A 24,975-nucleotide genomic window follows, 5' to 3' on the forward strand; every position below is an offset into this window, starting at 1 on the left:
CTCTATTCTCCCGTGATCCCTAGCGGCGCGCGATCGGCACCGGGGTTGAGCCTGCCGGTCTCATGGTTGAGCGCGGTCGCCAGGCACAGCCAGACCAGATACGGCAGCAAGAGCACTCCCGCCAGTGGCTTCACGCGCCAGAAAGCAATGATCGTAGCGGTGACCAGCACGTTCATCGCCATGATGATCAGGAAGGCCACGTCGATCATTCCGCTACCGAAGAAGACCGGCGACCAGCTGTAGTTCAGGACCAACTGCACCCCGAACAGCGCGAGTCCCCGGTTGCGCGGAGTCGACCGCGGCGCGGTCCAGACCATCGCCACTGCGATGCCCATCAACGTGTACAAGATCGTCCAGACCACGCCGAAGGCCCACCCCGGCGGCTGGAAGCTCGGCTTGTCGAGCGGCGCGTACCAGTTGTTCTCGAACCCACTCTGCGAAAGATAGCCGGACAGGGAGCCCAGCAGGACGATCACCGGCACCGTCACCAGCGCGACCTTCCACCATCTCCGGCTATGCCCACGATCAGCCATTGTCGCCATGCGCAGTCTCCTTCCGAGCTCCCAGCAGGAATTCCACGTTGCCCTCCGGCCCGGTGATCGGGCTGGTCGTTACGCCCTCAACACGCCAGCCTCGACTGGTGATCCATTGCGCGGCCTCTTCGCAGACCCGCTGGTGCACCGCCGGATCGCGGACGACCCCGCCCTTGCCGACCTCCTCCCGCCCAGCCTCGAACTGCGGCTTCACCAGCGCCACCATGGCTGCACCCGGCCGAGCAAGGTCCAGCGCCGCGTCGAGCACCTTGGCGAGGCTGATGAAGCTCGCATCGCAGACGATGATGTCGATCGCATCCGGGATGATGTCGGGGGTAAGGGTTCGCGCGTTCGTCTGCTCATGCACCACCACGCGCGGGTCCTGGCGCAGCTTCCAGGCGAGCTGGTTGGTCCCCACGTCCACGGCATGGACCTTGGCCGCGCCCCGGCTCAGCAGAACATCCGTGAACCCGCCGGTCGATGAACCGACATCAAGCGCGACCGCACCGGTCACGTCGAAGCCGAAGTGGGCCAGCCCATGATCCAGCTTGATCCCTCCGCGCGAGACCCAGGGATGATCCTTTCCGCGAACCTCCAGCGTGGCGTCCTCCGCGAGCTGGTCCCCCGCCTTGCCGATCTTGCGCTCACCGCTGAAGACCACGCCCGCCATGATCAGCGCCTGCGCCCGTGTGCGGCTGTCGGCCAGCCCGCGCGCGACCAGCAGCTGGTCGACCCGCACCTTCACAGCGCATTCTCCTCGCGCATCTCCTCGGCGCCATCCTTCAGCTGATCGACCGCATCCTCACGGACTTCCTCGGGAATGGTGGTGGGTGTCAGCCGCCGCTCGGCTGCCCGCGTCAGGCACAAATCGAACAGCATCGGGAAGTGATCGGAACCGATATCCGGCAGCCGCCGCATCCCCATCAGCGACCAATGGGAGGTGACGAACACATGGTCCAGCGGCCAGCGGAGCCAGGGCATGGCGACCGGGAAGGTCGGCGTCGGCCCCCGCCCCACTCGCGGATCGAGCATGCCTCCAACCTTGCGGAACAGCCGCGAAGTATTGCTCCAGGCCACGTCGTTGAGATCACCCAGCACGATCGCCGCCCGTCCGCTCGCCCGCACGTCGCGGCCCACCAGCACCAACTCGGCATCCCGCTCCCCGCTGTCGTCGCCGGGCAGCGGCGGCTCCGGGTGCACCCCGTGAAAGTCGACCAGCTCCCCCGACCGAAGCCGCAGGCCAGCGCGGATGGACGGAACCTGAGGCTGCACCCGGTGCAGGATTTCGGCATTCTCCAGCGGCAGCTTCGACAGCAGCATGATGCCGTAGGTGTTTGGGATCGGCTGCCCGATGCGGAACGGGTAGCGCGCGTAGAGCGGGTGCATGGCGCTCTCCCACTCCGGCCCCGGTTCCAGGAGCAGGATCAGGTCGGGGTCGGTGCGCTCCACCAATCGGCGCAGTTCGGGATAACGCTCGTTGTCGAGCAGCACGTTCGCGTTCAGAAGGCGGATGCTCCGGCCCTCGCCGCAACGTGTCGCGCTCGCCACCTGCTTCGGCCAGCCCGGCAAGTACGGGGCGATCTGCAGCAGCTGCCATCCGATCGCCGCCACCCCTGCCGCGACGACTGCAACCGTCACTCGGTCGCGCCCGGTGAACAGCAGCACCACCACGCCCAGCAGCAGCCCGGCCGCGATCTGCACCCGGGGATAGTCCCACAGGCGCACCCACCACTCATCCCCTTCGAAAATGGGCAGGACCGTCAGCAGGACCAGCAGCAGGACGATGGTAAGCGCGATTGCTCGCAGTGCCTTCATCCCGGCGGATGTCCGGCGGCCCCTGTCGAGACTCAGGCGCGTGCACCTTCTCCAAGCGGAACCCCGACGCTGTTGCGGCGGAGCGCCCTCAGCACCGTGTCGACGATATGCGGAGCGTTGAGGCCGGCCTCGTCATATTGCTTTTCGGGCTTGTCCTGGTCCTGGAACACATCGGGTAGGCGCATGGTCCTGAGTTTCAGGCCGGCGTCGATCAGTCCTTCGTCGCTCGCCAGCGTGAGGACGTGGGCCCCGAGGCCGCCGATCGCCGCTTCCTCGATGGTCACCGCGACCTCATGGGTCGTCAGCAACTTGCGGATCAGCGCCTCGTCGAGCGGCTTGGCGAAGCGCAGGTCCGCAACCGTGGCGGACAGCCCCATCGCCTCCAGCTGGTCCGCGGCCTTTTCCGCTTCCTCCAGCCGCGTTCCCAGCGACAGGATCGCGACGCTTTTGCCCTCGCGGACGACACGGCCCTTGCCGATCTCCAGCCGCTGCGGCTCCGCCGGCATGGCCAGGCCACGACCGTTCCCGCGCGGATAACGCACCGCGATCGGGCCGCTGTCGTGGAGCGCCATGGTATGCACCATGTGCGTCAGTTCGACCTCGTCCGCCGCGGCCATCACCACGAAGTTCGGCAGGGTGCAGAGGTACGCAAGGTCGAACGAGCCCGCATGGGTCGCACCGTCGGCTCCGACCAGGCCGGCGCGGTCCATCGCGAAGCGTACCGGCAGGTTCTGGATGGCGACGTCATGGACCACCTGGTCGTAGGCGCGCTGCAGGAACGTCGAGTAGATGGCGCAGAACGGCCGGTAACCCTGCGCCGCAAGCCCAGCCGCGAACGTCACCGCATGCTGCTCGGCGATACCGACGTCGAAGGTTCGATCCGGGAACTTCTGCTGGAACTTGTCGAGCCCGGTTCCCGACGGCATCGCAGCCGTGATCGCCACGACCTTGGGATCGCGCTCCGCCTCCCCGACCAGCGCGCTCGCAAACACCGCGGTATAGCTCGGCGGTCCCGCCGGCGCCTTGTCCTGCTTGCCAGAGATCACGTCGAACTTGACGACGCCATGATACTTGTCCGCCGCCGCTTCGGCTGGGGCATAGCCCTTGCCCTTCTGCGTCACGGCATGGACCAGCATCGGCCCCTCCGCCGCGTCACGGACGTTTTCGAGCACCTCCACGAGGCCGATGATATCGTGCCCGTCGACCGGACCGACGTAGTAGAAGCCCAGCTCCTCGAACAACGTGCCGCCGGTCGCCATGCCGCGCGCATATTCCTCGAGTCGCCGCGAGGCCCGGTGCAGCTTGCCGGGAAGCCGACGCGCCACCCGGCGGGCAAGGTTGCGGACGCCGAGATAACCGGCGGAGCTGACCAGCCGCGCCAGGTAGAGCGACAATCCGCCGACCGGTGGCGCGATCGACATGTCGTTGTCGTTGAGGATGACGACGAGGCGATTGCCCGCGGCCTCGGCGTTGTTCATCGCCTCATAGGCCATGCCGGCACTCATGGCGCCGTCGCCAATCACGGCGATCGCGCGGCCGGCGGCGTCGTCCAGCTTGCTCGCCACGGCAAAGCCCAGCGCGGCGCTGATCGACGTGGAGCTGTGTGCGGCTCCGAACGGATCGTACTCGCTTTCGCTGCGCTTGGTGAACCCGCTGAGGCCCCCACCTTGCCGCAAGGTCCGGATCCGGTCACGCCGGCCGGTCACGATCTTGTGCGGGTAGCACTGGTGACCGACGTCCCAGATCAGCTTGTCGCCTGGCGTGTCGAACACATAATGGATGGCCACCGTCAGCTCGACCACGCCCAGGCCGGCGCCCAGGTGTCCGCCCGTGACGGAAACGGCCGAGATGACTTCCTGGCGAAGCTCGTCGCACAGCTGCGGCAGCTGCTCCCGCTTCAGTTTACGGATGTCGGCGGGGCTGTGGACCGAGTCCAGCAGCGGCGTCACAGGACGATCGGACATCCTCTGGCCCTAGCGCGGCTCAGCGCCCATGTCGAATAGGGTGTTGTGATGTACGCGCTTTCAGGAACAATCGCCGCACTTGCCGCGAACCTCGATCACCGGCCGCGTCGGGGCAAAACCCGCGCTCTCCGCCGCCTCCCGAACGCCGTCGGCCAGTCGATCGTTGTCGATATGCGTCGTCTGGCCGCACGCATCGCAGATCAGGAAGATGCAGTCGTGCAGGCAGCCTGGGTGGGCGTTCGCCACATAGGCGTTCGCACTCTCCACCCGCATCGCCAGGTTTGAGGTCACGAACAGGTCGAGGATGCGATAGACGCTGTTCGCCGCGACCCGCCGCCCCTGCGCCTTGGAGACCGCCTCGGCGATGTCGTAAGCGCTCGCCGGTCGCTCGAAGCTCGCCAGGGCATCGAAGACGGCCTGGCGCATGTCGGTCCACTGCTCGCCTTCGGCGGTCAGCTGGGCCTTGGCGGCGTCACGGAGCGATTCGCCCGCGTGCAGGTGGTGTGCGTGGCTCCCCATGGATCATGAGATAGAATTGCAGCGCCTCCGGAACAAGCACCGGCGTGCTTATCGTTCCGCCACCCGAAACGATCTGGTCGGGAGATCTCAGGCCGTCGTGCGCCGTGACCCGAAGGGATTGGTGGTGCCCCGGCGGTTCAGGTCGTGCCCAAGCGCCAGGATCAGCACACCAATGATGGTCGCTCCGGCCTCGCTGCCGTCATGCGGCATGCTCAATGCACCCGCCATCACCCCCAGGCCCAGGCCGCCAACGGCGCTCGGCATCATGAACCCATGCTCCTGGATCCCGCGCCCGAGAGCGAAGGCGCCCAGGATCATCGCCAGGGTCAGGCCGACCTCGTGGATCCAGTGTGATCCCAGGATCCCGCCAGCAGCCGATAGGACTGCCAGCAAAACGGTCGTGGCGATGCAATGCACCAGGCACAAGCCGGACAGGCTGATCGCCAGACGGTCGAGCCGGTGAGTCGGAATGCTGAGCGGTGACATTGCCCGGCCCATATACTGTGGAGCGTTCGGCGTTACAACATTACATTCGCGCCCATGGACCTCCGGCCAGCTTGTTGCGGAATGCCAGAGCGGCCATATGGCGCGCCATCATGAACGCTCCCTTCGATCCGGCACTCCCCGCGGGTTCAGCTCGCCAGGACAGCCTCGCGCGCCCACTCGCGGTCGCGAACTGGCTGTTCTTCGTCGCGGGGCTGATCTTTGTCATGGTGATCGTCGGCGGCATTACCCGGCTGACCGAAAGTGGGCTTTCGATCACCCAGTGGAAGCCCGTCTCCGGCGCCGTTCCTCCCCTGACGGAAGCCGACTGGCTGCGCGAATTCGACCTTTATCGGCAGACGCCAGAGTATCTGGAAGTCAACCGCGGGATGTCGCTGGCCGACTTCAAGTTCATCTTCTTCTGGGAATATCTCCATCGCCTGCTCGGGCGGGTGATCGGGCTGGCCTTCCTCCTCCCGCTCATCTGGTTCGCGGTGAAGAAGGCGATCCCGTCAGGCTATGGCAAGCGCCTGACCATTCTGTTCCTGCTCGGCGGCCTCCAGGGCGCGATCGGCTGGTGGATGGTCGCCTCGGGCCTGGTTGACCGGACGGACGTCAGCCACCTCCGCCTCGCCGTGCATCTGCTGACCGCGCTGCTGATCTTCGGCGCGATCTTCTGGACCGCTCTCGACCTCCGCAGCCCGGGTGCCATGCGCCAGCGGATGCCGACATTCGCCATCTGGGCGCTGAGCGTGCTCGCCCTGCAACTCCTGTTCGGCGCTTATGTCGCGGGCCTGGATGCGGGTTATGCCTTCAACACCTGGCCGCTGATGGGCGATGAGCTCTACCCAGCGGCTGCGCCCTGGCTCGAGCCGGCCCTGCGCAACTTCGTCGACAATCCGATCACCGTCCAATTCGTGCACCGCTGGCTGGCTTTCGGCGTCCTCGCCATGGCGATCCTTCTCGCCATCAAGGTGAAGCGTGCCGGTGGCCGGCGTGAATCCCTCTTCCTCCATGCCGCGGTGGGCCTGCAAATCCTGCTGGGCATCGCCACCTTGCTGACCGGCGTCCACCTGCACGTCGCAGTTGCCCACCAGGGCATGGCCGTGGTGGTCATCGCCGCCTTCCTCCTTGCCGCTCACCGCCTCGCCATCCTGCAGGGGGCGGCGCGCGCCAAGGCATGAGCGTCGTCTCCGTCTACTGCATCTTCGCCTCCGCCGAGGAAGCCGAGCGCATCGGCCGCACGCTCGTGGAGGAAAGCCTCGCCGCCTGCATCAACATCCTTGGGCCCTGCCGCAGTATTTATCGCTGGCAGGGCAGGATCGAGGAAGCGGACGAGGCCCCCGCCATCCTCAAGACGAGCGCCGACCGCGTCGACCGCCTGATCGATCGCATCACCAGGCTCCACAGCTACGAGGTGCCCGCAATCGCCGTCTGGCCAGTGCTCAAGCTGCCCGAATCCTATGCGGAGTGGGTCGAGATGCAGACCCGGTCAGACCCTAGGGTATGATTTTACCCGTCCCGAAGTCCGCTGTTTGCTTGACTTTTTGACGCTCACCGTCAATTAGCCGCCCGCAAGCGCTGCCCGCCGGGATGACTTGGGGGCGGCGTTTTCATGTTTTTAGCAAAGGTCCAAGCTCCATGAAGGCGCTGATGAAGACCACCAAGTCGGCCAAGCCGGCGGAGGTCGAACGTAAGTGGCATCTGATCGATGCGGACGGGCTGGTCGTCGGCCGCGTCGCAACGATCATCGCCAACCTGCTGCGCGGCAAGCACAAGCCGAGCTTCACCCCCCACGTCGATTGCGGTGACCATGTCATCGTCATCAATGCGGACAAGGTGCGGTTCACCGGCCGCAAGCTGCAGCAGAAGCTTTACTACAAGCACACCGGTTATGCCGGCGGCTTGAAGGAAGTCCGCGCCGACAAGGTGCTGGAAGGCCGCTTCCCCGAGCGCGTGCTCGAAAAGGCGGTGGAGCGCATGATCCCGCGCGGCCCGCTCGGCCGTGAGCAGATGCGCCACCTGCACCTCTACAATGGCACGGATCATCCGCATGCCGGTCAGGAACCCGGTGTTCTCGACGTCGCGTCGATGAACCGCAAGAACAAGGTGGGCGCATAACATGGCCGACAAGAAGTCCCTCTCCGACCTTGGCGAGCTGACCAGCCAGGCCCCTGCGCCGGCGCCGGCTCCTGCCGCTCCGGAAGCTGCTGCCGGCGAAGCCGAAGCGTCGGCTCCGGCCCCGGTCCAGCCCCCGCAGCCCGAGGCTCCGCTGCGCGAGCAGCAGCTCGACAAGTACGGCCGCGCCTATGCGACCGGCCGCCGCAAGGACGCCGTTGCCCGCGTCTGGCTGAAGCCCGGCACCGGCAAGATCGAGGTCAATGGCCGCGATCAGACGGTCTATTTCGCGCGTCCGACCCAGCGCCTGGTCATCAACCAGCCGTTCGGCATCACCGACCGTGACGGCCAGTATGACGTGGTCGCCACCGTCAAGGGCGGCGGTCTGTCGGGCCAGGCAGGCGCGGTGCTGCACGGCATCGCCCAGGCGCTCAGCCGTTACGAGCCGGCCCTGCGCACGGCGGTGAAGCGTGCCGGCTTCCTCACCCGCGACCCCCGCGTCGTGGAGCGCAAGAAGTACGGCCGCGCCAAGGCACGCCGCAGCTTCCAGTTCAGCAAGCGCTAAGCCTGTCCTGAGCGCCTGCCTTGGCAGGCAGTCGAAGGGCGAGTACAGCGAAGTCGACGCAAACAGTCGCCGGAGCAGTACGAAGACTTGGCGCTGCCGGACGGCCTGCCGCGAAGCGGACAGGACCGACGTCATGGAATTCACTTCCATGACTGCTGCCGCGAGACAAGAAACGGCGGTCCCCACGGGCCGCCGTTTTCTTTTGCTCGCCGCCCATTAGAACCGCGTCATGACCGACAAGGACCAGCGCCCCGCCACCCGCCTGATCACCGCCGGCCGGCGCAAGGAGTGGCTCGGCGGCATGGTGAACGTGCCGCCCGCTCGCACCTCGACCGTCCTGTTCGACACCGTCGCCGATATGCACGCGGCCTACCCACCCCGCGACGGCACGCTCAACTATGGTCGGAACGGCACGGCCGTGCATTGGGCCCTGGCCGAAGCCCTCACCGCGCTGGAGCCTGGCGCCGCGGGTACGCGCCTCTTTCCCTCAGGTGCCTCCGCCGTCGCCATGGCGCTGACCAGCGTCCTCGAACCCGGCGACGAGCTGCTGATGGTTGACAGCGCCTACGGCCCAACCCGCGCCTTCTGCGACCAGGAACTCACCCGCCGCGGGATCGTCACCCGCTACTACGACCCGCTCGTTACCCCGGACGCCCTCCGTGCCCTGATCGGCGAGCGGACCCGCGCGCTGTATCTCGAGAGCCCCGGCTCGCTCACCTTCGAAGTGCAGGACGTCCCCGGCCTGTGCGCGGTCGCCAAGGAGCATGGCCTCGTGGCCCTCATGGACAACACCTGGGCCACCCCGCTGTTCTTCCCGGCGATCGCCGCGGGCGTGGACCTCAGCATCGTCGCGTGCACCAAGTACATCTCAGGTCATTCGGACGTGATGCTCGGCTCCGTCACCGCCTCGGGCCAATGCTGGGAAGCACTCGACCGGACCGCTCGCCTGTACGGCAACGCGGTCGGGCCCGACGACGTCTACCTCGGCGCGCGCGGCCTGCGCACGCTGGGCATCCGCCTGAACCAGCACCAGGCCAATGCTCTCGAGGTCGCCCGCTGGCTCTCCGCGCACCCCAAGGTCGCGCGAGTCCTCCACCCCGCCCTACCGACCTGCCCCGGCCACGATCAGTGGCAACGCGACTTCCACGGAGCGAGCGGCCTCTTCTCCTTCGTCCTGCGCGGGGGCACCCGCGCGGAGCGGGATGCGTTGATCGACCGCCTGGAACTGTTCGGCATCGGCTTCAGCTGGGGCGGGTTCGAGAGCCTGGCCGTCCCCGTCAACCTCGAGCGCATGCGCACCGCCCGCGCCCCGTCCTACGAAGGTCCGCTCGTCCGCCTGCAGATCGGTCTTGAGGACCCCGCCGATCTCATCGCCGACATCGACCAGGCACTCGCCGCCTACCCCTGAAGTCCTCTCCCCCTGAGTAGCGGTGTAAGCCGCGTATCGAAGGTGCTTTGGTACGGGCCGCACGACCCTACTCGGCATGAGCGGCGTCGCGCTAACTCTCCTTGGTGAACATCAGCTGCCGCTCACCCGCCGACAGCGGCGCCTTGGGCGTGCCGAACAGCCGCGGATCGACCTGGCCCAGCTCCTGCTGAGGACCGAGTGCCGGCGGCTTGTCGATGTAGGTGATCTCGCCCTTGCCATCCATCGACGGGCCCGTCGCCCAGCGCCCAGCAGCGCTCTCCGTCCCTTCCGAATGGTTCAGGAAGACATAGTTGAACTCCTGGTTCTCCAACTCCTGCGGGAAGTTGGACGGGCACGGCGTCTCCTCGAAGCCCTCTTCCTCCAGCTCGCGAATGGCGGCGAGCCACTGGTTCTGGTGCATGGTGTCGCGCGCCAGCAGGTAGGACAGCATTTTCTTGACGCCCGGGTCGTCGGTTAGGTTGTACAACCGCGCCACTTGCAGCCGGCCCTGGCTCTCGGCCGTCACGTTGAAGCGGAAGTCGGCCAGCAGATTGCCGCTCGACACAATATACTTGGCCGACCAATGGTTGCCGTTGGCGTCGGAGGCCGTCGCTCCTCCGCCCGACACGATCGCATGGTGCGGGTTCATGCCCGCCAGGATCACGTCCTGGATCTTGGCGCCGCCCAGCACCGCCCCCACCAGACCGTCCTTGGCCGCACCTTCCTGCGTCTCGACCGGGCTCTTCTCCAGCAGTCGCGCGATGCAGGTTGCAAGCATTTCGACGTGGCCGATCTCCTCGGTCCCGATGTCCATGATCATGTCCTTGTACTTGCCCGGCGCACGGCAGTTCCAACCCTGCATCAAGTAGCCGAGCATGACGCTGATCTCGCCCCACTGACCGCCGAGCACCTCCTGCAACTGGCGCGCGAAGACAGGGTCGGGTTTCTCCGGCGTGCAATGGAATGCCGTTTCCTTGACTCGGAAGAACATGGGAGGTCTCCTTGGGGATGATCCGCCACCAATGGTCGGGCGATCGGGATCGTTGCGTCCCAATCGCAGGCGAAACGACGGACCCCGCTTCCCTGTCGCCTTGCTCCCGAGGGGCCGCGTGGCACGGCCTTTGGACCAGCGGGCGGAACCTCTGGGCCCGTCGTCTTTTCCGCATGTCGCAGGTGGAACGAACAAAGCTGGAGACCCGATGCCCGTTGCCTTCACTCGCGGTGTGAGCCCGCGCCTCTCGAACTGCGAACTGACCCACCTCGACCGCCAGCCTATCAACCCCGATCGCGCCGCGGCCCAGCATGCAGCCTATGAGCAGGCGATCGCCAATGCCGGCTTCGACCTCGTCCGTCTGCCGGAGCTTCCCGACCATGCCGACGCCGTGTTCGTCGAGGACACTGCGATCCTGCTGGGCGAACATGCGGTCATCACCCGTCCGGGCGCCGCGAGCCGCCGCGCCGAGGCGGAATCCACGGCGACGGCCTTGGCCGACCGTTTCACCGTCCATCGGATCACCCGCGGCACCATTGATGGCGGCGATGTTCTGCGGATCGGACGCACCATCTACGTGGGCCAGTCGAGCCGGACCGATTGCGCCGGAGCCGTGGCGCTCGCCAACATCGCGGCACGGCTCGGTTACGAGGTGGTCCCGGTTCCGCTCGACGCGTGCCTTCATCTGAAGACGGCCGCCACCTACGCCGGTTTCGACGGAGCAGGCCGCGAAGTCGTGCTGCTCAATCGGGACTGGATCGACCCGGCGGTCTTCGGAGGGCTGGAGATCGTCGCCGCTTCCCCGCGCGAACCCTTCGCCGCCAACGCGCTGCGCGTCGGTGGCAAGCTGGTCGTCGCGGCCGGCTATCCGGAAACCTCCGAGCGCTTGCGCGCCTGCGGCTTCGAACTCGACGAGATCGACGTCAGCGAACTGGAAAAGGCCGAGGCCGGTCTCACCTGCATGAGCCTCATTGCGGAAGAAGTGGCCTAGCCTCGCCATCGTTCGCCGCACTTGCGCGCCGCTAGCTGATCCTTATCGTCACCGCCTCCGAGCTGATGGGGGCGTTCGACATGAGACTGACAGTGGCGTGCGTTGCAGCAGCGCTGGTCGTATCCGCACCTGCCGAGGCGCAGATGGCCAAGGGCAGCTTCGCCGGAACGCTCGAGCCCGCGCCCGGCACGAAGCTCCGGCTGGTCCTGCACCTGCAGGAAGCTCAGGAAGGCGGCGGTCTCGTCGGCAGTCTCGACAGCCTGGATCAGGGCGCGCGCGGAATTGCCCTCAGCGCCATCGACCTGTCCGCTGACACGCTGCGCTTCTGGGTTCCCGCGGTCGGCGGAAGCTATGAGGGCAAGTGGGACCCCGCAGGCAACAAGTGGGTCGGCAACTGGTCACAAGGTGGCGCAGGCCTGCCCCTGGCTTGGACCCCTCTCCCAACCAGCACGCGACCGCCGCTGGCCGCGACGAAGAACTGGACCATGCCGTCCCCCGCCGCGCTGGCGGAGGCCGCGGTCGCGAACCGCCCTGCGCTGGCGCTCGGCGTCGGGACCGTCGACGGATCGCGCATCCAGACGACGGTTCGTGGCGGGGCTGCTCATTCCGCCTCGGATGCAACCCGGTTCGAGATCGGGTCGATCACCAAGGTGCTGACCGACCTTCTCCTCGCCGACATGGTCGTGAAGGGCGAAGTGCGCCTGGATCAACCCGTCCGCGACCTGTTGCCCGCCGGGGTGCTGAGCGACGGCGGAAATCGTCCGATCACCCTTCGCGACCTGGCGACCCACTATTCCGGGTTGCCGCGGCTGCCGTCCAACCTCGCGCCGACTGATCCGTCCGACCCTTATGCCGACTACGGCCAGGCGAAGCTCTACGCTTTCCTCAAGAGCTGGTCGCCCGACCGCAAACCCGGGGCGATGTTCGAGTACAGCAATCTCGGCGTGGGGCTGCTCGGTCATGCCCTCGCCCTGAAGGCCGGCAAGCCCTACGAACAGCTGCTGACCGAGCGCATCCTGCTGCCATTGGGGATGAAGGACAGCGACTTCTCGGACCGCAATCTGGCCGTACCCCACGGCCCGGACGGAAAAGCGACAAAGGCGTGGAAGCTCTCCGCCCTCGCAGCGGCTGGCGGCCTGCGCTCGACAACCGCCGACATGACCCGCTTCGCCGCGGCGCTGCTTGACCCGCCCGCGCAGCTTCGCGCGGCCGTCCGCATGATGCTGGACCATCCCCTCAAGCCCACGCAGGACTTCAGCCAGATCCGCCTGGGGCTGCTCACGGTGCCCACCAGCGAAGGCCTGCTCCTCAACCATGACGGTGGAACGGGAGGAATGCGCTCGAGCCTGTTCCTTGATCAGCCACGCAAGCGTGCGGTGGTGGTCCTCAGCAACAGCGTCGGCGAGCCCGCTCCAACCGCGGTGGCGCTGGAAGCGATCGCCGGCGTGAAGATGCCGGCTCCGCCCGCCGGCAGCGGGCAGCGCTGAGCCTCAGTCCGCGACGACGTGCGGCCCGCGCGAGGCCTGGCCCTTGCGCATCAGCAGGATCAGCGGCAGCGCGGCGAAGGTCAGGATCATCATCAGCTTGAAATCGTCGAGGTAGGCGATGAACAGCGCCTGCCGGTTGATCTCCGCATCGATCACGGACAGCAGCGTCCCGCCCTGCGCTCCCAACCGCTCCATCAACGATGGGTCGACGGTTGGGATGATCTCCGACGTCACGTTCGACGCCATGTCGGCATGAGCGATCTGCGTGTTCCGCACCAGCTGGGATCCCACCAGCGCGATGCCCACCGACCCGCCGATGTTGCGCGACAGGTTGAGGAGGCTCGCCGCGTTGGTCCGCAACTGCGGCGCCAGCGTCGCAAAGGCGAGGCTCTGCATGGTCACGAAGATCAGCCCCAGCCCCAGCCCCTGGACGATGCCGCTCCAGATCACCGGCCCGGCCGGCTGGTCGAGCGCGAAGCCCGTCATCATCCACAGGCTCGCGCCCATCAGGACGATGCCGATCGCCACCAGCAGGCGCATGTCGACCTTGCCGATCAACCGGCCCGCCAGCAGCATGCTGATCAGCGTCCCCACGCCGCGCGGCGCGGTCAGGATGCCTGACTGCAGCACGGAATAGCCGTAAAGCCGCTGCAGCAATGGCGGCAGCAGCGCCAGGCCCGCCAGCAGCAGCACGCCCGTCACGCCCATGAACAGCAGGCCCGTCGCGAAATTGCGGTCGGCGAACATGCTCTTCTCGAAGATCGGATCGCGGGCGGTCAGCGTATGGACGACGAACATCCAGAAGAAGGCGATCGCCAGCCCGGCTTCCGCGATGATCTCCCAGCTCTCGAACCAGTCGAGCTGCTCGCCCCGATCCAGGAACATCTGGAGCGATCCCAGCGCAATCGCCAGCAGCGCAAAGCCCATCAGGTCGAATGATCGACGCCGCACCTCGCCCGTCGGCATGTAGCGCAGCAGCATGACCGTCGCGAGCACGCCCACGGGCAGGTTCACCAGGAACACCCAGCGCCAGTCGAAGCTATCGGTCAGCCAGCCGCCGAGCACCGGTCCCAGGATCGGCCCGATCATCACGCCGCCGCCGAACAGCGCCATCGCTTGCCCATGCTTCTCGGGCGGGTTGATGTCGAACAAAGTCGCCTGTGCCAGCGGCACCAGGAACGCCCCGGTGATCCCCTGCAGGATGCGAAACGCGACCATCTCGGGCAGACTGGTGGCGATCGCGCACAGCATGGACGCGGCGGTGAAGCCCACCACCGCCCACAGCATCAGCTTCCGGCGCCCCACCCGGTCGGCCAGCCAGCCGCTGATCGGAATGGCGATGGCGCTCGCCACGATATAGCTCGTCAGCACCCAGTTGATGCTGTCCTGCGTCGCCCCCAGGCTCGCCTGCATGTGCGGCAGCGCGACGTTGGCGATGGTCGTATCCAGCACCTGCATCAGCACCGCCAGCATCACGGCGATGGTGACCAGCAGCCGCTCGCTCTTGTCGAGCGCAGGGGCTGCTGCACTGGCGGGAATCGCGGCGCTCGCCATTACTTGCCCTGACGCAGGTCCACGGTGACGTCGGCGGACAGGCCCGCGATCATCGGCCGCGACGGCGGCTGGTCGAAGGCAATCCGCACCGGCACGCGCTGCGTAACCTTGACCCAGTTGCCGTTGGCATTCTGCGCCGGGATGATCGCAAACTCGCTCCCCGTGCCCGCGCCGATGCTCGAGATATGTCCCTCGAGCTCGAGCCCCGGATACGCGTCGATCTCGATCGTCGCCTTCTGGCCTGGCACCATCCGGGCGAGGTCCTTCTCCTTGAAGTTCGCCTCGACCCACGCCTCGCCGCTGCGCACGACCGAGACCATGCCGATCCCCGGCACGACCTGCTGGCCGACCAGCAGCCGATCGGCGTTGGCGATCACGCCGTCCGTTGGCGCGCGCACCTCCGTGCGGGCAAGATCGAGCCGCGCCTTCGCGATGGCCGCCCGCGCGGCCGCCTCGCTCGGCTGGTCGCCGCCCGGCGCAATCGCCGCCTGCTTGTTCGCCGCCTGCGCCCGCGCCTCCGCCAGGGCAGTCCGCGCCTGCGTCACCTGCGCCAACGCCGCGTCATAGCTCGTGCGGGTGGTGAAGCCCTGCTTCAAGAGGTCCGCCTGGCGCGCCAGAGCCCGCTCCGCAATCGTCAGCTGCCCTTGCGCCCCGACGATATCCGCCGTCGTGCCCGCGGCCTCCGTAACCACCTGCCGTTCGCTCAGCCGCGCCGACGCGAGCTGCGCCTCCGCCTGGAGCAGCGCCACCCGATAAGGAGCCGGGTCGATGCGGAACAGCACCTGGCCTGCCTTCACGCGGTCGCCCTCGCGGACCAGCACCTCCGCGATCGGCCCGCTCACCTGCGCCCCGACGGACGTGATGTCCTGCTTCACCTGCGCATTGTCGGTCGACACGTAGTTGCCGCTCACCTGCCAGTACCACAGACCCGCGGCGAGCAGCGCCAGCGGAACCACCAGCATCAGCGCCAGCCGACGAACCCGGCCCGGCCGAGTCACTGCGATGGGCTCACCCGTGATGGGTTCTGACGTCATCTTGTTCATGCACTTGCCTTCACATCTCGCGCTGCATCCACATTGGCTCGCACCCGGGCCAGCGCTTCACGCATCATGGTCCTGTCCTTCTCGGAAAGGCCGGCGAACGCCTCGGCGCTCAGTTCCTCCGCCATGCCGTGGAGCTTGCCGAGCAGCGGCTCCGCCCCCGCCTTCAGGTACAGCTGCCACGCGCGCCGATCGCCGGGATCGCGGCGGCGCTCGACCAGCCCCGCTTCCTCCAGCCGGTCAACAATGCGGCAGAGTGTGATCGGCTCTACGTCCAGCCGGTCGGCAAGCTCCACCTGCCGCTGTCCGGGCTTCCGCTCCAAATGCGCAAGCACCCGCCACTGGGCGCGGGTCACGCCCATCGACGACGCACGCCGATCAATCGCCCGCCGAAGCGCGTGCGCCGTTTCCCCTATTTCCCATCCGAGTAATTCCATGAACCGCCATATAGTGAGGATGCTTACTATCAGCAAGCGTGCTGGTAGTCAGTTTCTTCCCAGCCCCGGGGCGCGTAAGCTGCAATGCCATGGACCAAGGCCTCCGCACGCTGCTCCAGATGCTGACCCCGCGTCAGCGGCGTCGCATCCTGCTGCTGCTCGCCCTGATGCTCGTCGGTGGCGTCTCGGAACTCCTGACCATTGGCGCCGTCGTCCCGTTCCTGGCCCTGCTTGCCGACGCGGACGCCGTCACCCGCTTTCCCGTGCTTGGGGAGACGCTGTCCCTGCTCGGCGCAACCAGCCGCGGCGACCAACTCCTCGCGCTCACGCTCGCCTTCATGGCCGCGACCCTGGTCGCCGCCGCCCTGCGCATCCTGCTCGCCTGGGGGACGCAGCGTTTCGCCATGCGGTTCGGCCACCATCTCGCGGCCGAGATCCACCGCAGGACCCTGCTGCAGCCCTATTCGTGGCACGTGCGCCACCGCTCCAGCGTCACCATCTCGACCCTCGATCAGGTCCAGCAGTTGCTGTTCACCGTCATCCTGCCGTTGCTCCAGGGCCTGTCCGCTACCCTCATCGCCCTGTTCATCGTCGCCGCCCTGATCGCCGTCGATCCGCTGACCGCCTTCAGCGCCGCGGCCGGCGTCGGCACGCTCTACTTCGGCATCTCCATGCTGACCCGCAGCCGCATCCGGCGCGCCGCGCGGATCATCGGCAAGGCCCACGTCGAGCGCGTCCGCCTCGTCCAGGAGAGCCTCGGCGGCATTCGCGACATCATCATCGACGGCAGCCAGGATCGCTACCACGACGCCTTCCGCACCGTCGACCTGCGCTTGAACAAGGCGCGTGCGCGTTTGAGCGTCATCGCCCAGACCCCGCGCTTCCTCATCGAGGCGGTCGGCATGATCGCCATCGCCGGCCTTGCCCTGCTGCTCGCGGGCCGTGCGGGAGGCATCGCCGCCGCCCTGCCGGTCCTGGGCGCCCTGGCCCTCGGCGCACACCGGCTGCTCCCGCTCATCCAGCAGATCTACCAGACCTACACGAACCTCAGCGGCAACAGCCAGATCGTGGGCCAGGTCGCACAGCAACTCGCCCTGCCGCTTCCACCCGCCCAGGCGGAGCCGGCCAAACGCCTCCCCTTCCACGACCGGATCGAAATCCGGCAGGTCGCCTACAGCTACCCGACCCGCCCGGTGCAGGTGCTGCGCGGCATCGACATGACCATTCCCCGGGGCGCCAAGTTCGCGCTCGCCGGGCGGACCGGCAGCGGAAAGAGCACGCTCGCCGACCTCGTCATGGGCCTGATCGCGCCCGACGAAGGCAGCATCCTGGTCGACGGCATTCCGCTGACCGACCGCAACGTGCGCGCTTGGCAAAACAACATCGCCCATGTCTCCCAAACCATCTTCCTCAGCGACGCGAGCATCGCCAGCAACATCGCGCTCGGACGGCCGGACCAGCTCGACACGGAGCGCGTCCGCGCCGCGGCGCGGGAAGCCGCTCTCGACGACTTCATCCAGTCCTTGCCGGAAGGCTATGAGACGCAGGTCGGCGAACGCGGTGTCCAGCTCTCCGGCGGCCAGCGCCAGCGCCTGGGCCTCGCCCGCGCCCTCTACAAGCAGGCGCCCTTTCTCGTGCTCGACGAAGCCACCAGCGCGCTCGATCCGGAAACCGAGGCCGCGATCCTGGGCGCGCTCGACGGCTACGTGGCTAAGGGCGGCACCCTGCTGCTGATCGCGCACCGCTCCAGCACGCTCGCCGCCTGCGACCTGATCGTCCGGCTCGAGGCAGGCCGGATCGTCTCGGTCCAAAGCACCGGTGATCCGGAACGGCGCGCCCTGCCTTAGCCGCGCTGCTCCCGCAGCCACGCCTGGAACATCAGCACCGCCCACAACGCCGGCGTCGACTCGCTCTGCCCGGACAAGTGCTGCGTCCAGCGCCGACGGATCGCTGCGGCATCGAAGTGGCCTTCCTCCGATAGCCTCGATGCATCAAGCAGATCCTCCGCCCAGTCCCGCAGCGGACCCTTGATCCACTGCCCAACCGGCACGGCGAACCCGCTCTTCGGTCGGTCGATCAGCTCCCTAGGCACGTGGCGGTAGAGGATCTCGCGGAGGATGTGCTTGCCGCGACCATCCCGGACCTTCATCGACGCCGGCACACGCGCCGCGACCTCCGCCACCCGGTGATCGAGGAAGGGCACCCGCGTCTCCAGGCTCACCGCCATCGACGCACGGTCGACCTTGCACAGGATATCGTCCGGCAGATAGCCGACCGCATCGGCGAAGCACATGCGCTCGACCTCGCCCGCATCCACGGCCAGGTCGGGCACGGGCGCGCCCTCCCCTCCGATCACCGGCGAGCGCTCCGTACTCCATTCATCGAGGAAGCTTGCAAACACGTCGCCCGCCGAGCGTGCTTCGGCCGCGACCCTCAAGCCCTTCTGCAGCCGCGCCCCCGCATGCGGCGGCTGGTGCCCCGGCAGCATTCGAAGCGCCTCCGACCAGAAGCGGCTGGACACCCGCCCCAATGCCCGGCCAGCCACTGTCCGCAGTGGCGTCGGTACTCGGGAGAGCTTCTCCCACAGCGCTGGAGCCATGACATGGCGATTGTAGCCCGCGAACAGTTCGTCCCCGCCGTCCCCTGTCAGCGCCACCGTCACCTCCCCCCGGGCGAAGCGGCTGACCAGGAAGGTCGGGATCTGCGAACTGTCGGCGAAAGGCTCGTCGTACATCGACGGCAGCAGCGGAATGACGTCCTGCGCCTCGCGCACCGTGACGACATGCTCGTGATGAACGGTCCCGAGGTGCTGCGCCACCGCGCGCGCATGGTCGGCCTCGTTATACCCCTCCTCCTCGAAGCCGATCGAGAAGGTCCGCGCCGGTGAGGACGCCTGCCGCTGGTACAGCGCCACGACCGTCGAACTGTCGATCCCGCCCGACAGGAAGGCGCCCACCGGCACGTCGGCCATCGACTGCCCCGCCACCGCCGCGCTCAGGGCGGCCTCTGCCGCTTCCATCGCCTCCCGCTCGTCGCCGATCGGATCGCGCCCGCCCCGCTCGACCACCTCGCGATAAGACCAGTAGCGCCGCAGCGACACGCCCCTGTAGGCTCCCCCAACCTCCGGCGGAGCGCTCAACGGCATCGCCACCGCCGGATCGATCGTCAGGATGCATCCGGGCAGCAGCTTGAAGATTCCCGGATAGATGGAGCGCGGGGCCGGGATGTACGTGCGGGCCGCAAAGTGGCCCAGCGCCACCCGGTCGATCTCGCCCCGGAAGTCCGGATGCGCTCGAAGCGCCTTCAGCTCGGACGCGAACACCAGGTCTCGCCCCGCCCAACCGTAGTAGAGCGGCTTCTCCCCGAAGCGGTCCCGCACAAGGTGCAGCCGCCGCTCCCTCCGGTCCCACAGCGCGAAGGCGAACATGCCGACCGCCTCCGCCAGCGCGGCTTCCAGTCCCCAGCAGGCAATCGCCTGCAGCAGCGTCTCCGTATCCGAACGGCCGCGCCAGCCACCCTCCGGCGCCTGACCCTGCGCCTCCAGCCGTCGCCGCAGCTCCGCATGATTGTAGATCTCGCCATTGTAGCTCAGCACCCACCGGCCGTCGGCGGAGTGCATCGGCTGGTGACCGCAGGCACTCAGGTCCACGATCGCCAGCCTCCGGTGCGCGAGGCCCACCCGGCTCTGCTCCTCGATCCAGAAGCCTTGATCGTCGGGTCCGCGATGCCGCAACGCATCGGCCATCGCGCGCAGCGTGCCTTCGTCCGCCCGCTGTCCGACCACCCCCGCTATGCCGCACATGCTTCCGCCACCCGTCCCGCCTTCAGGCGTCGGCCATAGCGTTGCACCATTGCTCATGCGCGAAGAAAATCGTGGGCTCTCGTCGCCCGGCCGCTATCCGCGACGTATCCCCCGCGGCTATGACCCTTGGCGGGGTGGAACGACGATGACCTATACACTTCCGGCCGGCTGCGCGCTTGTCGACCTGGCGATCAGGGGCGACGATCGCGGGAGCCTCATCGCGCTCGAGGGCGACCGTAACCTGCCGTTCGCCGTCGCCCGCGTCTATTACGTCTTCGGCACTAAGGCCGGGGTCAGTCGCGGCTTCCACGCGCACCGCAAACTGAACCAGCTCGCCGTCGCGGTCAGCGGCTCCTGCACCATGCTGGTGGACGATGGTTCGCGCCGTACCGCCTTGCCGCTCGACCGCCCCGACCAGGGCCTGCTGCTCGGCCCGATGCTCTGGCGGGAGATGCACGACTTCTCGCCCGACTGCGTGCTGCTCGTCATGGCCGACACGCCCTATGACGAAAGCGATTATGTCCGCGACTACCAGGCCTTCCTTCGAGAGGTCCGGGCGGCGGCGTGACCATCCCGTTCCTCGACCTGGGCGCCGCCACGGCGGAGCTCCGGTCAGACATCGACGCCGCCATCGCCCGGGTGCTCTCATCCGGCCGCTACATCGGCGGGGAGGAGGTCACCGCCTTCGAGCGCGAGTTCGCCGCTTACGTCCACGCGCAACATGCCGTCGGCGTCGGCAACGGCCTCGACGCCCTCCATCTCGCCCTCCGCGCCGTCGATATCGGCCCGGGCAACGAGGTGATCGTCGCCAGCAACACCTTCATCGCCACCTGGCTCGCCGTCACCATGGCCGGCGCCACGCCGGTCCCGATCGAACCCGATCCCCGCACCCACAATCTCGACCCCGCCCGGATCGAGGCCGCCATCACCCCCCGCACCCGCGCCATTCTCCCCACCCACCTGTACGGCCAGCCCGCCGACTTCGCGCCCATCCTCGCCCTCGCGGAGCGTCACGGCCTGAAGGTGATCGAGGATGCCGCCCAAGCCCACGGCGCCCGCTATCGCGGCAAGCACATCGGCGCCCACGGCCACGCCGTCTGCTGGAGCTTCTACCCCGGCAAGAACCTCGGCGCGCTCGGGGACGCCGGCGCGGTGACCACAAACTATCCGGAGGTCGCGGAACGTGTCCGCCTCCTCGGCAACTACGGCTCCCGCACCAAGTACGTGAACGACGTCGCGGGCGTGAACTCCCGCCTAGACCCGCTCCAGGCCGCCGTGCTCCGCGTCAAGCTCCGCCACCTCGACGCCTGGAACGCCCGCCGCGCCGCCATTGCCGCCTTCTACCTCGACCAGCTCGCCGACCTTTCCCTCACGATGCCGTTCGTCCCCGACTGGGCCGACCCCGCCTGGCACCTGTTCGTGGTTCAGTCCGACCGCCGCGACGCACTCCAGGCCGCCCTTCGTTCCGGCGGCGTCGAAACCCTGATCCACTACCCTATCCCGCCGCATCTCCAGGGCGCCTACGCCCACATGGGCCTGCACCCAGGCAGCCTGCCTGTCGCCGAACACCTCGCCGCTTCCGTCCTCAGCCTGCCGCTCGGACCCCACCTCTCCCTCGACCAGGCCGGCCAGGTCGTCACCGCCCTCCGACACGCACTCCAGTGAACCCTTCCGCGCCAAGCTCCCACCGCGACATCCTGCGCTCCTCAACCATTGTCGGCGGCGCGTCCCTGGTGAACGTGGCGCTCAGCCTCTTCCGCATGAAGGCCGCCGCCCTGATCCTCGGCCCGGCCGGCGTCGGCCTCATCGGACTGCTCCAGAACCTGATCGCCACGGGCTCCACATTCGCCGCGCTCGGCCTTGGTGGAGCCGCCACCCGACAGCTCGCGGCGGAAGGACTCGAGCGCCAGGCGGACATCCGCCGCGCCCTGTTCTGGGCCGGCCTCTGGCTCAGCGCCGCCACGATCCTCCTGCTCCTCGCCTTCCGCGAGCCGCTCGCCCGCCTGCTCCTTCCCGACGCGGGCTGGTCGTCAGCCATGCCATGGATCGCAGCCGGGACCGCGCTCGCCCTCATCGCCTCACTCCAGCTCGGCATCATCACCGGTCTGCGCCGCATTGGCGACGTCGCCCATATCAACATCCTTTCCGGAGCCGCCGCCACGGTCGCCGGGGTTGCCGCCCTCTTCATCCTCGGAGAGCAGGGCATTCCCATCTTCGTCCTCTCGGTCCCCCTCGCCGGAGCCCTCCTCGGCTGGCACTTCCTCCGCCGCCTGCCCGCCGCCCCCGCCGCCCCCGCCGCCCAGCGAACCCCCGTGGCACACCACTGGCGCCAGATGGTCCCGCTCGGCGCCGCGATCATGATCGGTGGCCTGCTCACCACCGGCAGCCAGCTCGCCGTCCGAGCCATGGTCGGCGACCAGCTCGGCCTGCCCGCGCTCGGGCACTTCCATGCCGCCTGGACCATCTCGATGACCTACCTCGGGCTCGTGCTCCAGGCGATGGGCACCGACTTCTACCCCCGCCTGTCCGCCCGCATAGCCGACCGCCCCGCCGCGAGCCGCCTCGTCGCGGAGCAGGCCGAAGTCGCGCTCCTGCTCGGCGCCCCCATCCTCCTCGCCATGATGGCCGCCGCCCCGCTCGCTCTCCAGCTCCTCTACGCCGCCGAGTTCCGCGAAGCCGCCGCCACCCTGCGCTGGCAGATCCTCGGCGACCTCCTCAAGGTCGCCGCCTGGCCGCTCGGCTTCGTCCTTCTCGCCGCCAGCCGCAGCCGAGCGCACATCGCCCTCGAGGCCCTCGCCCAAGCCGTGTTCGTCGGCGCCACCGTCGCCCTCCTCCCGCGCCTCGGCCTGCAGGCGAGCGGCATCGCCTTCTTCCTGATGTACGCCGTATACCTGCCCGCGGTCGCCTTGGCCGCGCACCGGACCCTTGGCTCCTCGACGCACCTCCGCGCCCTCCAGCCGCTGCTATGGCTCACCCCCGCCCTGATGCTGGTCATGGCCGCCACATGGATCAGCCCTGTGATCGCGCTGCTGGTCGGAGCCTTGCTTGCCCTCGCCAGCGCGGCGCACGCCTACCGCCGCCTTCACCACGCGCTCCCCGCCCCGCTGACGCGCTTCATCGAAGACCTCCGTCGCCCGAGTGCGAGCACCGAGTGACCCTGCCCCGCGTCTCCTTCGTGCTGATCGCCTTCCGCCAGGAAGCCTATGTCGAGGCCGCCGCCCGCGCCGCGCTCGCCCAGGATTATCCCAATCTGGAGATCGTCCTCAGCGACGACGGCTCCCCCGACGGCACCTACGCCGTCATGGAACGGCTCGCCGCCGATTATGCAGGCCCCCACCGCCTGATCCTCAACCGCACGGGAGGCGGCAAAGGCACGCTCGCCCACGTCCTCGACGCCACGGCCAGGAGCAGCGGGGAGCTGATCGTCATCGGCGCCGGCGACGACATCTCCTACCCGCAGCGCGTCAGCCGCCTGGTCGCCGAATGGCAGCGGACCGGAGCGCAGGCCGTCTTCTCCGCCTTCCACCGGATCGACGACAGCGGGCGCAAGCTTAGCGAAGAGGCAGTCCTCGCACGCGAGGACTACGACCCCGCCCCCTTCTTCACCCCCCATCGCGCCCGCCAGATCGCCGGGGCCACTGCCGCCTACGACCGCCGGCTGCTCGACGCCATCCGCCTGCCCGAAGAGCCGATCTTCGCCGAAGATTATTTCCTCAGCCTCGTCCTCGGCTGGCGCAGCGGCACCGCGGCCCGCATCGACGACCCGCTGATCGCCTACCGCATCCACGGCGGCGCCATGACGTCAGCGGGCGAGGACCTCCTCGGCGTTGAGGCCTTCGAGCAGACGAGCGCCAGGTCGGCAGCCATGACGCGCGACGCGCTGCGCGCGTTCGAACGCATGGTCCGCCAGCAGGAGGGGATCGAAACGGCGTACGGGCATCCTGCCAAGGTCCGCCTCGACCGCATCAAGAGGGAGATCGAATATCTCGACTATCGCGCGCGCTGGCTGGACCTTTCGTTTGCAGGGCGTGCCGCTGCGAGCCTCCGGCTGCAGGGCAGAGATCAGTGGCGCTGGGCACTTCCCCGGCTGTTCGGCCCGCGTCTTCTTGCCATCTTCAAGCAGCCCTGATCACCCGAGAAGAAGCTGCAGGTGCCGCTCCATGCTCCGTGCCCCGGCAAGTTCTTCCGCGCGATTCCGAAGAAGTTCTGGGTCCACCGGCGCACCCAGAGCGGCGTCCATGGCCCTCGCCAGCGCCTCCGCATCCCCGACCGGCACCAGCGCACCGTACCGCCCGCCCTCCAGCATCTCCCAGGGACCATGCGCGCAGTCGGTACTGACAACCGGCAATCCGCTGCCCATGGCTTCCAGCAAGACCAGAGGCTGCCCTTCCAGCCGCGAGGCGAGCACAAATAGGTCGGCCGACGCGTAGAAGGGCCAGGGATCGAGACGGAACCCCGCCCAGACCACGCGCGCCTCGATCCCAAGCTCGCGGCTCACGTCCTCCAGCTCGCTCCGAAGCGCTCCATCCCCCACGATCATCAGCCGCGCTTCGGGCCTTGGCAGCTTGGCAAAGGCGCGGATCAGGGCCCGATGGTCCTTGGTCTCCTTCAGCGAACCCACGGTGAGGATGCGCTCGCCCGCAGGAACACCCCACAAAGCCTCCACCTCAGCCGAGGTCCTCTGAGCGAGCGACACATCGACCGGATTGGGCACCACCTCAATGCTTTGCCGGTCAATCCCCGACAACATCGCAAGGTCGTCCGCCGCCCCAACCGATACGGCAACCCGCGCGTCCGCCAGCGGATACACCCGCCCGATGCTGACCCGCATGGCGGCCCGCTCCCGACGCCCACTCGCATGCTCGGACAAGGTCGTATGGTCACTGACCACCACCCGCGCGGGCACCCGCGCTAGCCGCTGCGCCACCACGGCAATCACCGTCAGCGGCCACATGAAGGCGTGCAGCGCGGCCAGCCGCTCCCTCCTCAGGTATCGGACCAGCGGCAGCAGCGACCGCCAGATCCGACCGCCCCCCAGTTCCACCACCCGAGCTCCCTCGGGCACCAGCGGCAGCAGCTCCCCTTCGCGCCGCACGAGCAGCAGGTCCACGGCGCAGCCCCGCTCCACCAGCGCCCCCGCGATGCCAAGCGCCACCCGCTCCGCCCCGCCTCCCGCCAAGTTCGGCAGGAACAGCGCCACTCTGCGTTTTTCCATCACGCCGGGCTTTGCATCGCTGCTCCCGACCCGTCTAGGGCAGGCGGGTGAAC

At 68.0% G+C, this 24,975-nt stretch carries 24 protein-coding genes; 12 read left to right on the top strand and 12 right to left on the bottom strand.

The window, feature by feature from the left end; all coding sequences use genetic code 11:
* Nucleotides 1-2 precede the first annotated feature (2 nt).
* From JT720_RS06970 to JT720_RS06995, 6 genes are all read right to left on the bottom strand, one after another.
* Nucleotides 3-542, bottom strand: a complete 540-nt coding sequence (locus JT720_RS06970) for a TspO/MBR family protein (protein WP_205480401.1) — start codon at nucleotides 540-542, stop codon at nucleotides 3-5.
* Nucleotides 526-1,278 (bottom strand): TlyA family rRNA (cytidine-2'-O)-methyltransferase, encoded by a 753-nt coding sequence (locus JT720_RS06975; protein WP_205480402.1) that lies wholly within the window; start codon nucleotides 1,276-1,278, stop codon nucleotides 526-528. The genes JT720_RS06970 and JT720_RS06975 overlap by 17 nt, the downstream gene beginning before the upstream one ends.
* Nucleotides 1,275-2,348, bottom strand: a complete 1,074-nt coding sequence (locus JT720_RS06980) for an endonuclease/exonuclease/phosphatase family protein (protein WP_205480404.1) — start codon at nucleotides 2,346-2,348, stop codon at nucleotides 1,275-1,277. Before JT720_RS06980 ends, JT720_RS06975 begins: the two co-directional genes overlap by 4 nt.
* 32 nt (nucleotides 2,349-2,380) lie before the next feature.
* A complete protein-coding gene (gene dxs, locus JT720_RS06985; protein WP_205480405.1) occupies nucleotides 2,381-4,312 on the bottom strand; it encodes a 1-deoxy-D-xylulose-5-phosphate synthase in 1,932 nt (643 codons plus the stop codon).
* Between the two features lie 60 nt (nucleotides 4,313-4,372).
* Complete coding sequence (locus JT720_RS06990) at nucleotides 4,373-4,831, bottom strand: Fur family transcriptional regulator (RefSeq protein ID WP_205480407.1); 459 nt, start codon at nucleotides 4,829-4,831, stop codon at nucleotides 4,373-4,375.
* Between the two features lie 87 nt (nucleotides 4,832-4,918).
* Complete coding sequence (locus JT720_RS06995) at nucleotides 4,919-5,317, bottom strand: MerC domain-containing protein (protein WP_237219846.1); 399 nt, start codon at nucleotides 5,315-5,317, stop codon at nucleotides 4,919-4,921.
* 110 nt (nucleotides 5,318-5,427) lie between these two features.
* Between JT720_RS06995 and JT720_RS07000 the strand changes: the two genes are divergently transcribed.
* The 5 genes from JT720_RS07000 (at nucleotide 5,428) to metC (ending at nucleotide 9,405) form a co-directional block, all read left to right on the top strand.
* A complete protein-coding gene (locus tag JT720_RS07000; RefSeq protein WP_205480409.1) occupies nucleotides 5,428-6,498 on the top strand; it encodes a COX15/CtaA family protein in 1,071 nt (356 codons plus the stop codon).
* Complete coding sequence (gene cutA / locus JT720_RS07005) at nucleotides 6,495-6,824, top strand: divalent-cation tolerance protein CutA (RefSeq protein ID WP_205480410.1); 330 nt, start codon at nucleotides 6,495-6,497, stop codon at nucleotides 6,822-6,824. The genes JT720_RS07000 and cutA overlap by 4 nt, the downstream gene beginning before the upstream one ends.
* 131 nt (nucleotides 6,825-6,955) lie before the next feature.
* Nucleotides 6,956-7,435 carry a 50S ribosomal protein L13 gene (gene rplM / locus JT720_RS07010; RefSeq protein WP_205480411.1) on the top strand — a complete coding sequence of 160 codons (480 nt, stop codon included), beginning with the start codon at nucleotides 6,956-6,958 and terminating at the stop codon, nucleotides 7,433-7,435.
* Nucleotide 7,436: 1 nt separating this feature from the next.
* Nucleotides 7,437-7,997: a 30S ribosomal protein S9 gene (gene rpsI / locus JT720_RS07015; protein WP_205480412.1), complete on the top strand. Its 561-nt coding sequence runs from the start codon at nucleotides 7,437-7,439 to the stop codon at nucleotides 7,995-7,997.
* Between the two features lie 229 nt (nucleotides 7,998-8,226).
* Entirely contained in the window at nucleotides 8,227-9,405 is a 1,179-nt protein-coding gene (metC, locus tag JT720_RS07020) for a cystathionine beta-lyase (protein ID WP_205480413.1), read from the top strand.
* 91 nt (nucleotides 9,406-9,496) lie between these two features.
* On the opposite strand, the gene JT720_RS07025 is transcribed toward metC, so the two are convergent.
* Nucleotides 9,497-10,396, bottom strand: a complete 900-nt coding sequence (locus tag JT720_RS07025) for a manganese catalase (RefSeq protein ID WP_205480415.1) — start codon at nucleotides 10,394-10,396, stop codon at nucleotides 9,497-9,499.
* A gap of 208 nt (nucleotides 10,397-10,604) precedes the next feature.
* Here JT720_RS07025 and JT720_RS07030 point away from each other — a divergent pair, with 208 nt between their 5' ends.
* Nucleotides 10,605-11,387, top strand: coding sequence for a dimethylarginine dimethylaminohydrolase family protein (locus JT720_RS07030; RefSeq protein WP_205480417.1), 783 nt, complete (start codon nucleotides 10,605-10,607; stop codon nucleotides 11,385-11,387).
* 80 nt (nucleotides 11,388-11,467) lie between these two features.
* Nucleotides 11,468-12,874, top strand: a complete 1,407-nt coding sequence (locus JT720_RS07035; RefSeq protein ID WP_205480418.1) for a serine hydrolase domain-containing protein — start codon at nucleotides 11,468-11,470, stop codon at nucleotides 12,872-12,874.
* 3 nt (nucleotides 12,875-12,877) lie between these two features.
* Here JT720_RS07035 and JT720_RS07040 read toward each other — a convergent pair whose 3' ends face one another.
* Genes JT720_RS07040 through JT720_RS07050 form a run of 3 tightly spaced genes read right to left on the bottom strand, consistent with a single transcriptional unit; the run spans nucleotide 12,878 to nucleotide 15,905 of the window.
* A complete protein-coding gene (locus JT720_RS07040) occupies nucleotides 12,878-14,428 on the bottom strand; it encodes a DHA2 family efflux MFS transporter permease subunit (RefSeq protein WP_205480420.1) in 1,551 nt (516 codons plus the stop codon).
* Complete coding sequence (locus JT720_RS07045; protein WP_237219845.1) at nucleotides 14,428-15,471, bottom strand: HlyD family secretion protein; 1,044 nt, start codon at nucleotides 15,469-15,471, stop codon at nucleotides 14,428-14,430. The genes JT720_RS07040 and JT720_RS07045 overlap by 1 nt, the downstream gene beginning before the upstream one ends.
* Nucleotides 15,468-15,905, bottom strand: a complete 438-nt coding sequence (locus JT720_RS07050; RefSeq protein WP_205480421.1) for a MarR family winged helix-turn-helix transcriptional regulator — start codon at nucleotides 15,903-15,905, stop codon at nucleotides 15,468-15,470. Before JT720_RS07050 ends, JT720_RS07045 begins: the two co-directional genes overlap by 4 nt.
* 89 nt (nucleotides 15,906-15,994) lie before the next feature.
* On the opposite strand from JT720_RS07050, the gene JT720_RS07055 reads away from it, so the two are divergent.
* Nucleotides 15,995-17,752: an ABC transporter ATP-binding protein gene (locus JT720_RS07055; RefSeq protein ID WP_205480423.1), complete on the top strand. Its 1,758-nt coding sequence runs from the start codon at nucleotides 15,995-15,997 to the stop codon at nucleotides 17,750-17,752.
* Here JT720_RS07055 and asnB read toward each other — a convergent pair.
* Complete coding sequence (gene asnB / locus JT720_RS07060) at nucleotides 17,749-19,764, bottom strand: asparagine synthase (glutamine-hydrolyzing) (RefSeq protein ID WP_237219844.1); 2,016 nt, start codon at nucleotides 19,762-19,764, stop codon at nucleotides 17,749-17,751. The genes JT720_RS07055 and asnB overlap by 4 nt on opposite strands.
* Nucleotides 19,765-19,852: 88 nt before the next feature.
* On the opposite strand from asnB, the gene JT720_RS07065 reads away from it, so the two are divergent.
* The 4 genes from JT720_RS07065 to JT720_RS07080 are packed head-to-tail and all read left to right on the top strand — an operon-like array spanning nucleotide 19,853 to nucleotide 23,836.
* On the top strand, nucleotides 19,853-20,275 hold the full coding sequence (locus tag JT720_RS07065) for a sugar 3,4-ketoisomerase (protein WP_205480424.1): 423 nt from the start codon (nucleotides 19,853-19,855) through the stop codon (nucleotides 20,273-20,275).
* Nucleotides 20,272-21,372 carry a DegT/DnrJ/EryC1/StrS family aminotransferase gene (locus tag JT720_RS07070; RefSeq protein ID WP_205480425.1) on the top strand — a complete coding sequence of 367 codons (1,101 nt, stop codon included), beginning with the start codon at nucleotides 20,272-20,274 and terminating at the stop codon, nucleotides 21,370-21,372. Before JT720_RS07065 ends, JT720_RS07070 begins: the two co-directional genes overlap by 4 nt.
* Entirely contained in the window at nucleotides 21,369-22,862 is a 1,494-nt protein-coding gene (locus JT720_RS07075; RefSeq protein ID WP_205480426.1) for an oligosaccharide flippase family protein, read from the top strand. Before JT720_RS07070 ends, JT720_RS07075 begins: the two co-directional genes overlap by 4 nt.
* Nucleotides 22,859-23,836, top strand: coding sequence for a glycosyltransferase (locus JT720_RS07080; protein WP_205480427.1), 978 nt, complete (start codon nucleotides 22,859-22,861; stop codon nucleotides 23,834-23,836). The genes JT720_RS07075 and JT720_RS07080 overlap by 4 nt, the downstream gene beginning before the upstream one ends.
* Here the strand turns inward: JT720_RS07080 and JT720_RS07085 are convergent, their stop codons facing one another.
* Nucleotides 23,837-24,922 (bottom strand): glycosyltransferase, encoded by a 1,086-nt coding sequence (locus JT720_RS07085; RefSeq protein WP_205480428.1) that lies wholly within the window; start codon nucleotides 24,920-24,922, stop codon nucleotides 23,837-23,839. It abuts the gene before it with no gap.
* Between the last annotated feature and the right edge of the window lie 53 nt (nucleotides 24,923-24,975).

Origin of the sequence: Sphingomonas arenae (genome assembly GCF_016924655.1) — a bacterium.
Classification (GTDB): Bacteria; Pseudomonadota; Alphaproteobacteria; order Sphingomonadales; family Sphingomonadaceae; genus Sphingomicrobium; species Sphingomicrobium arenae.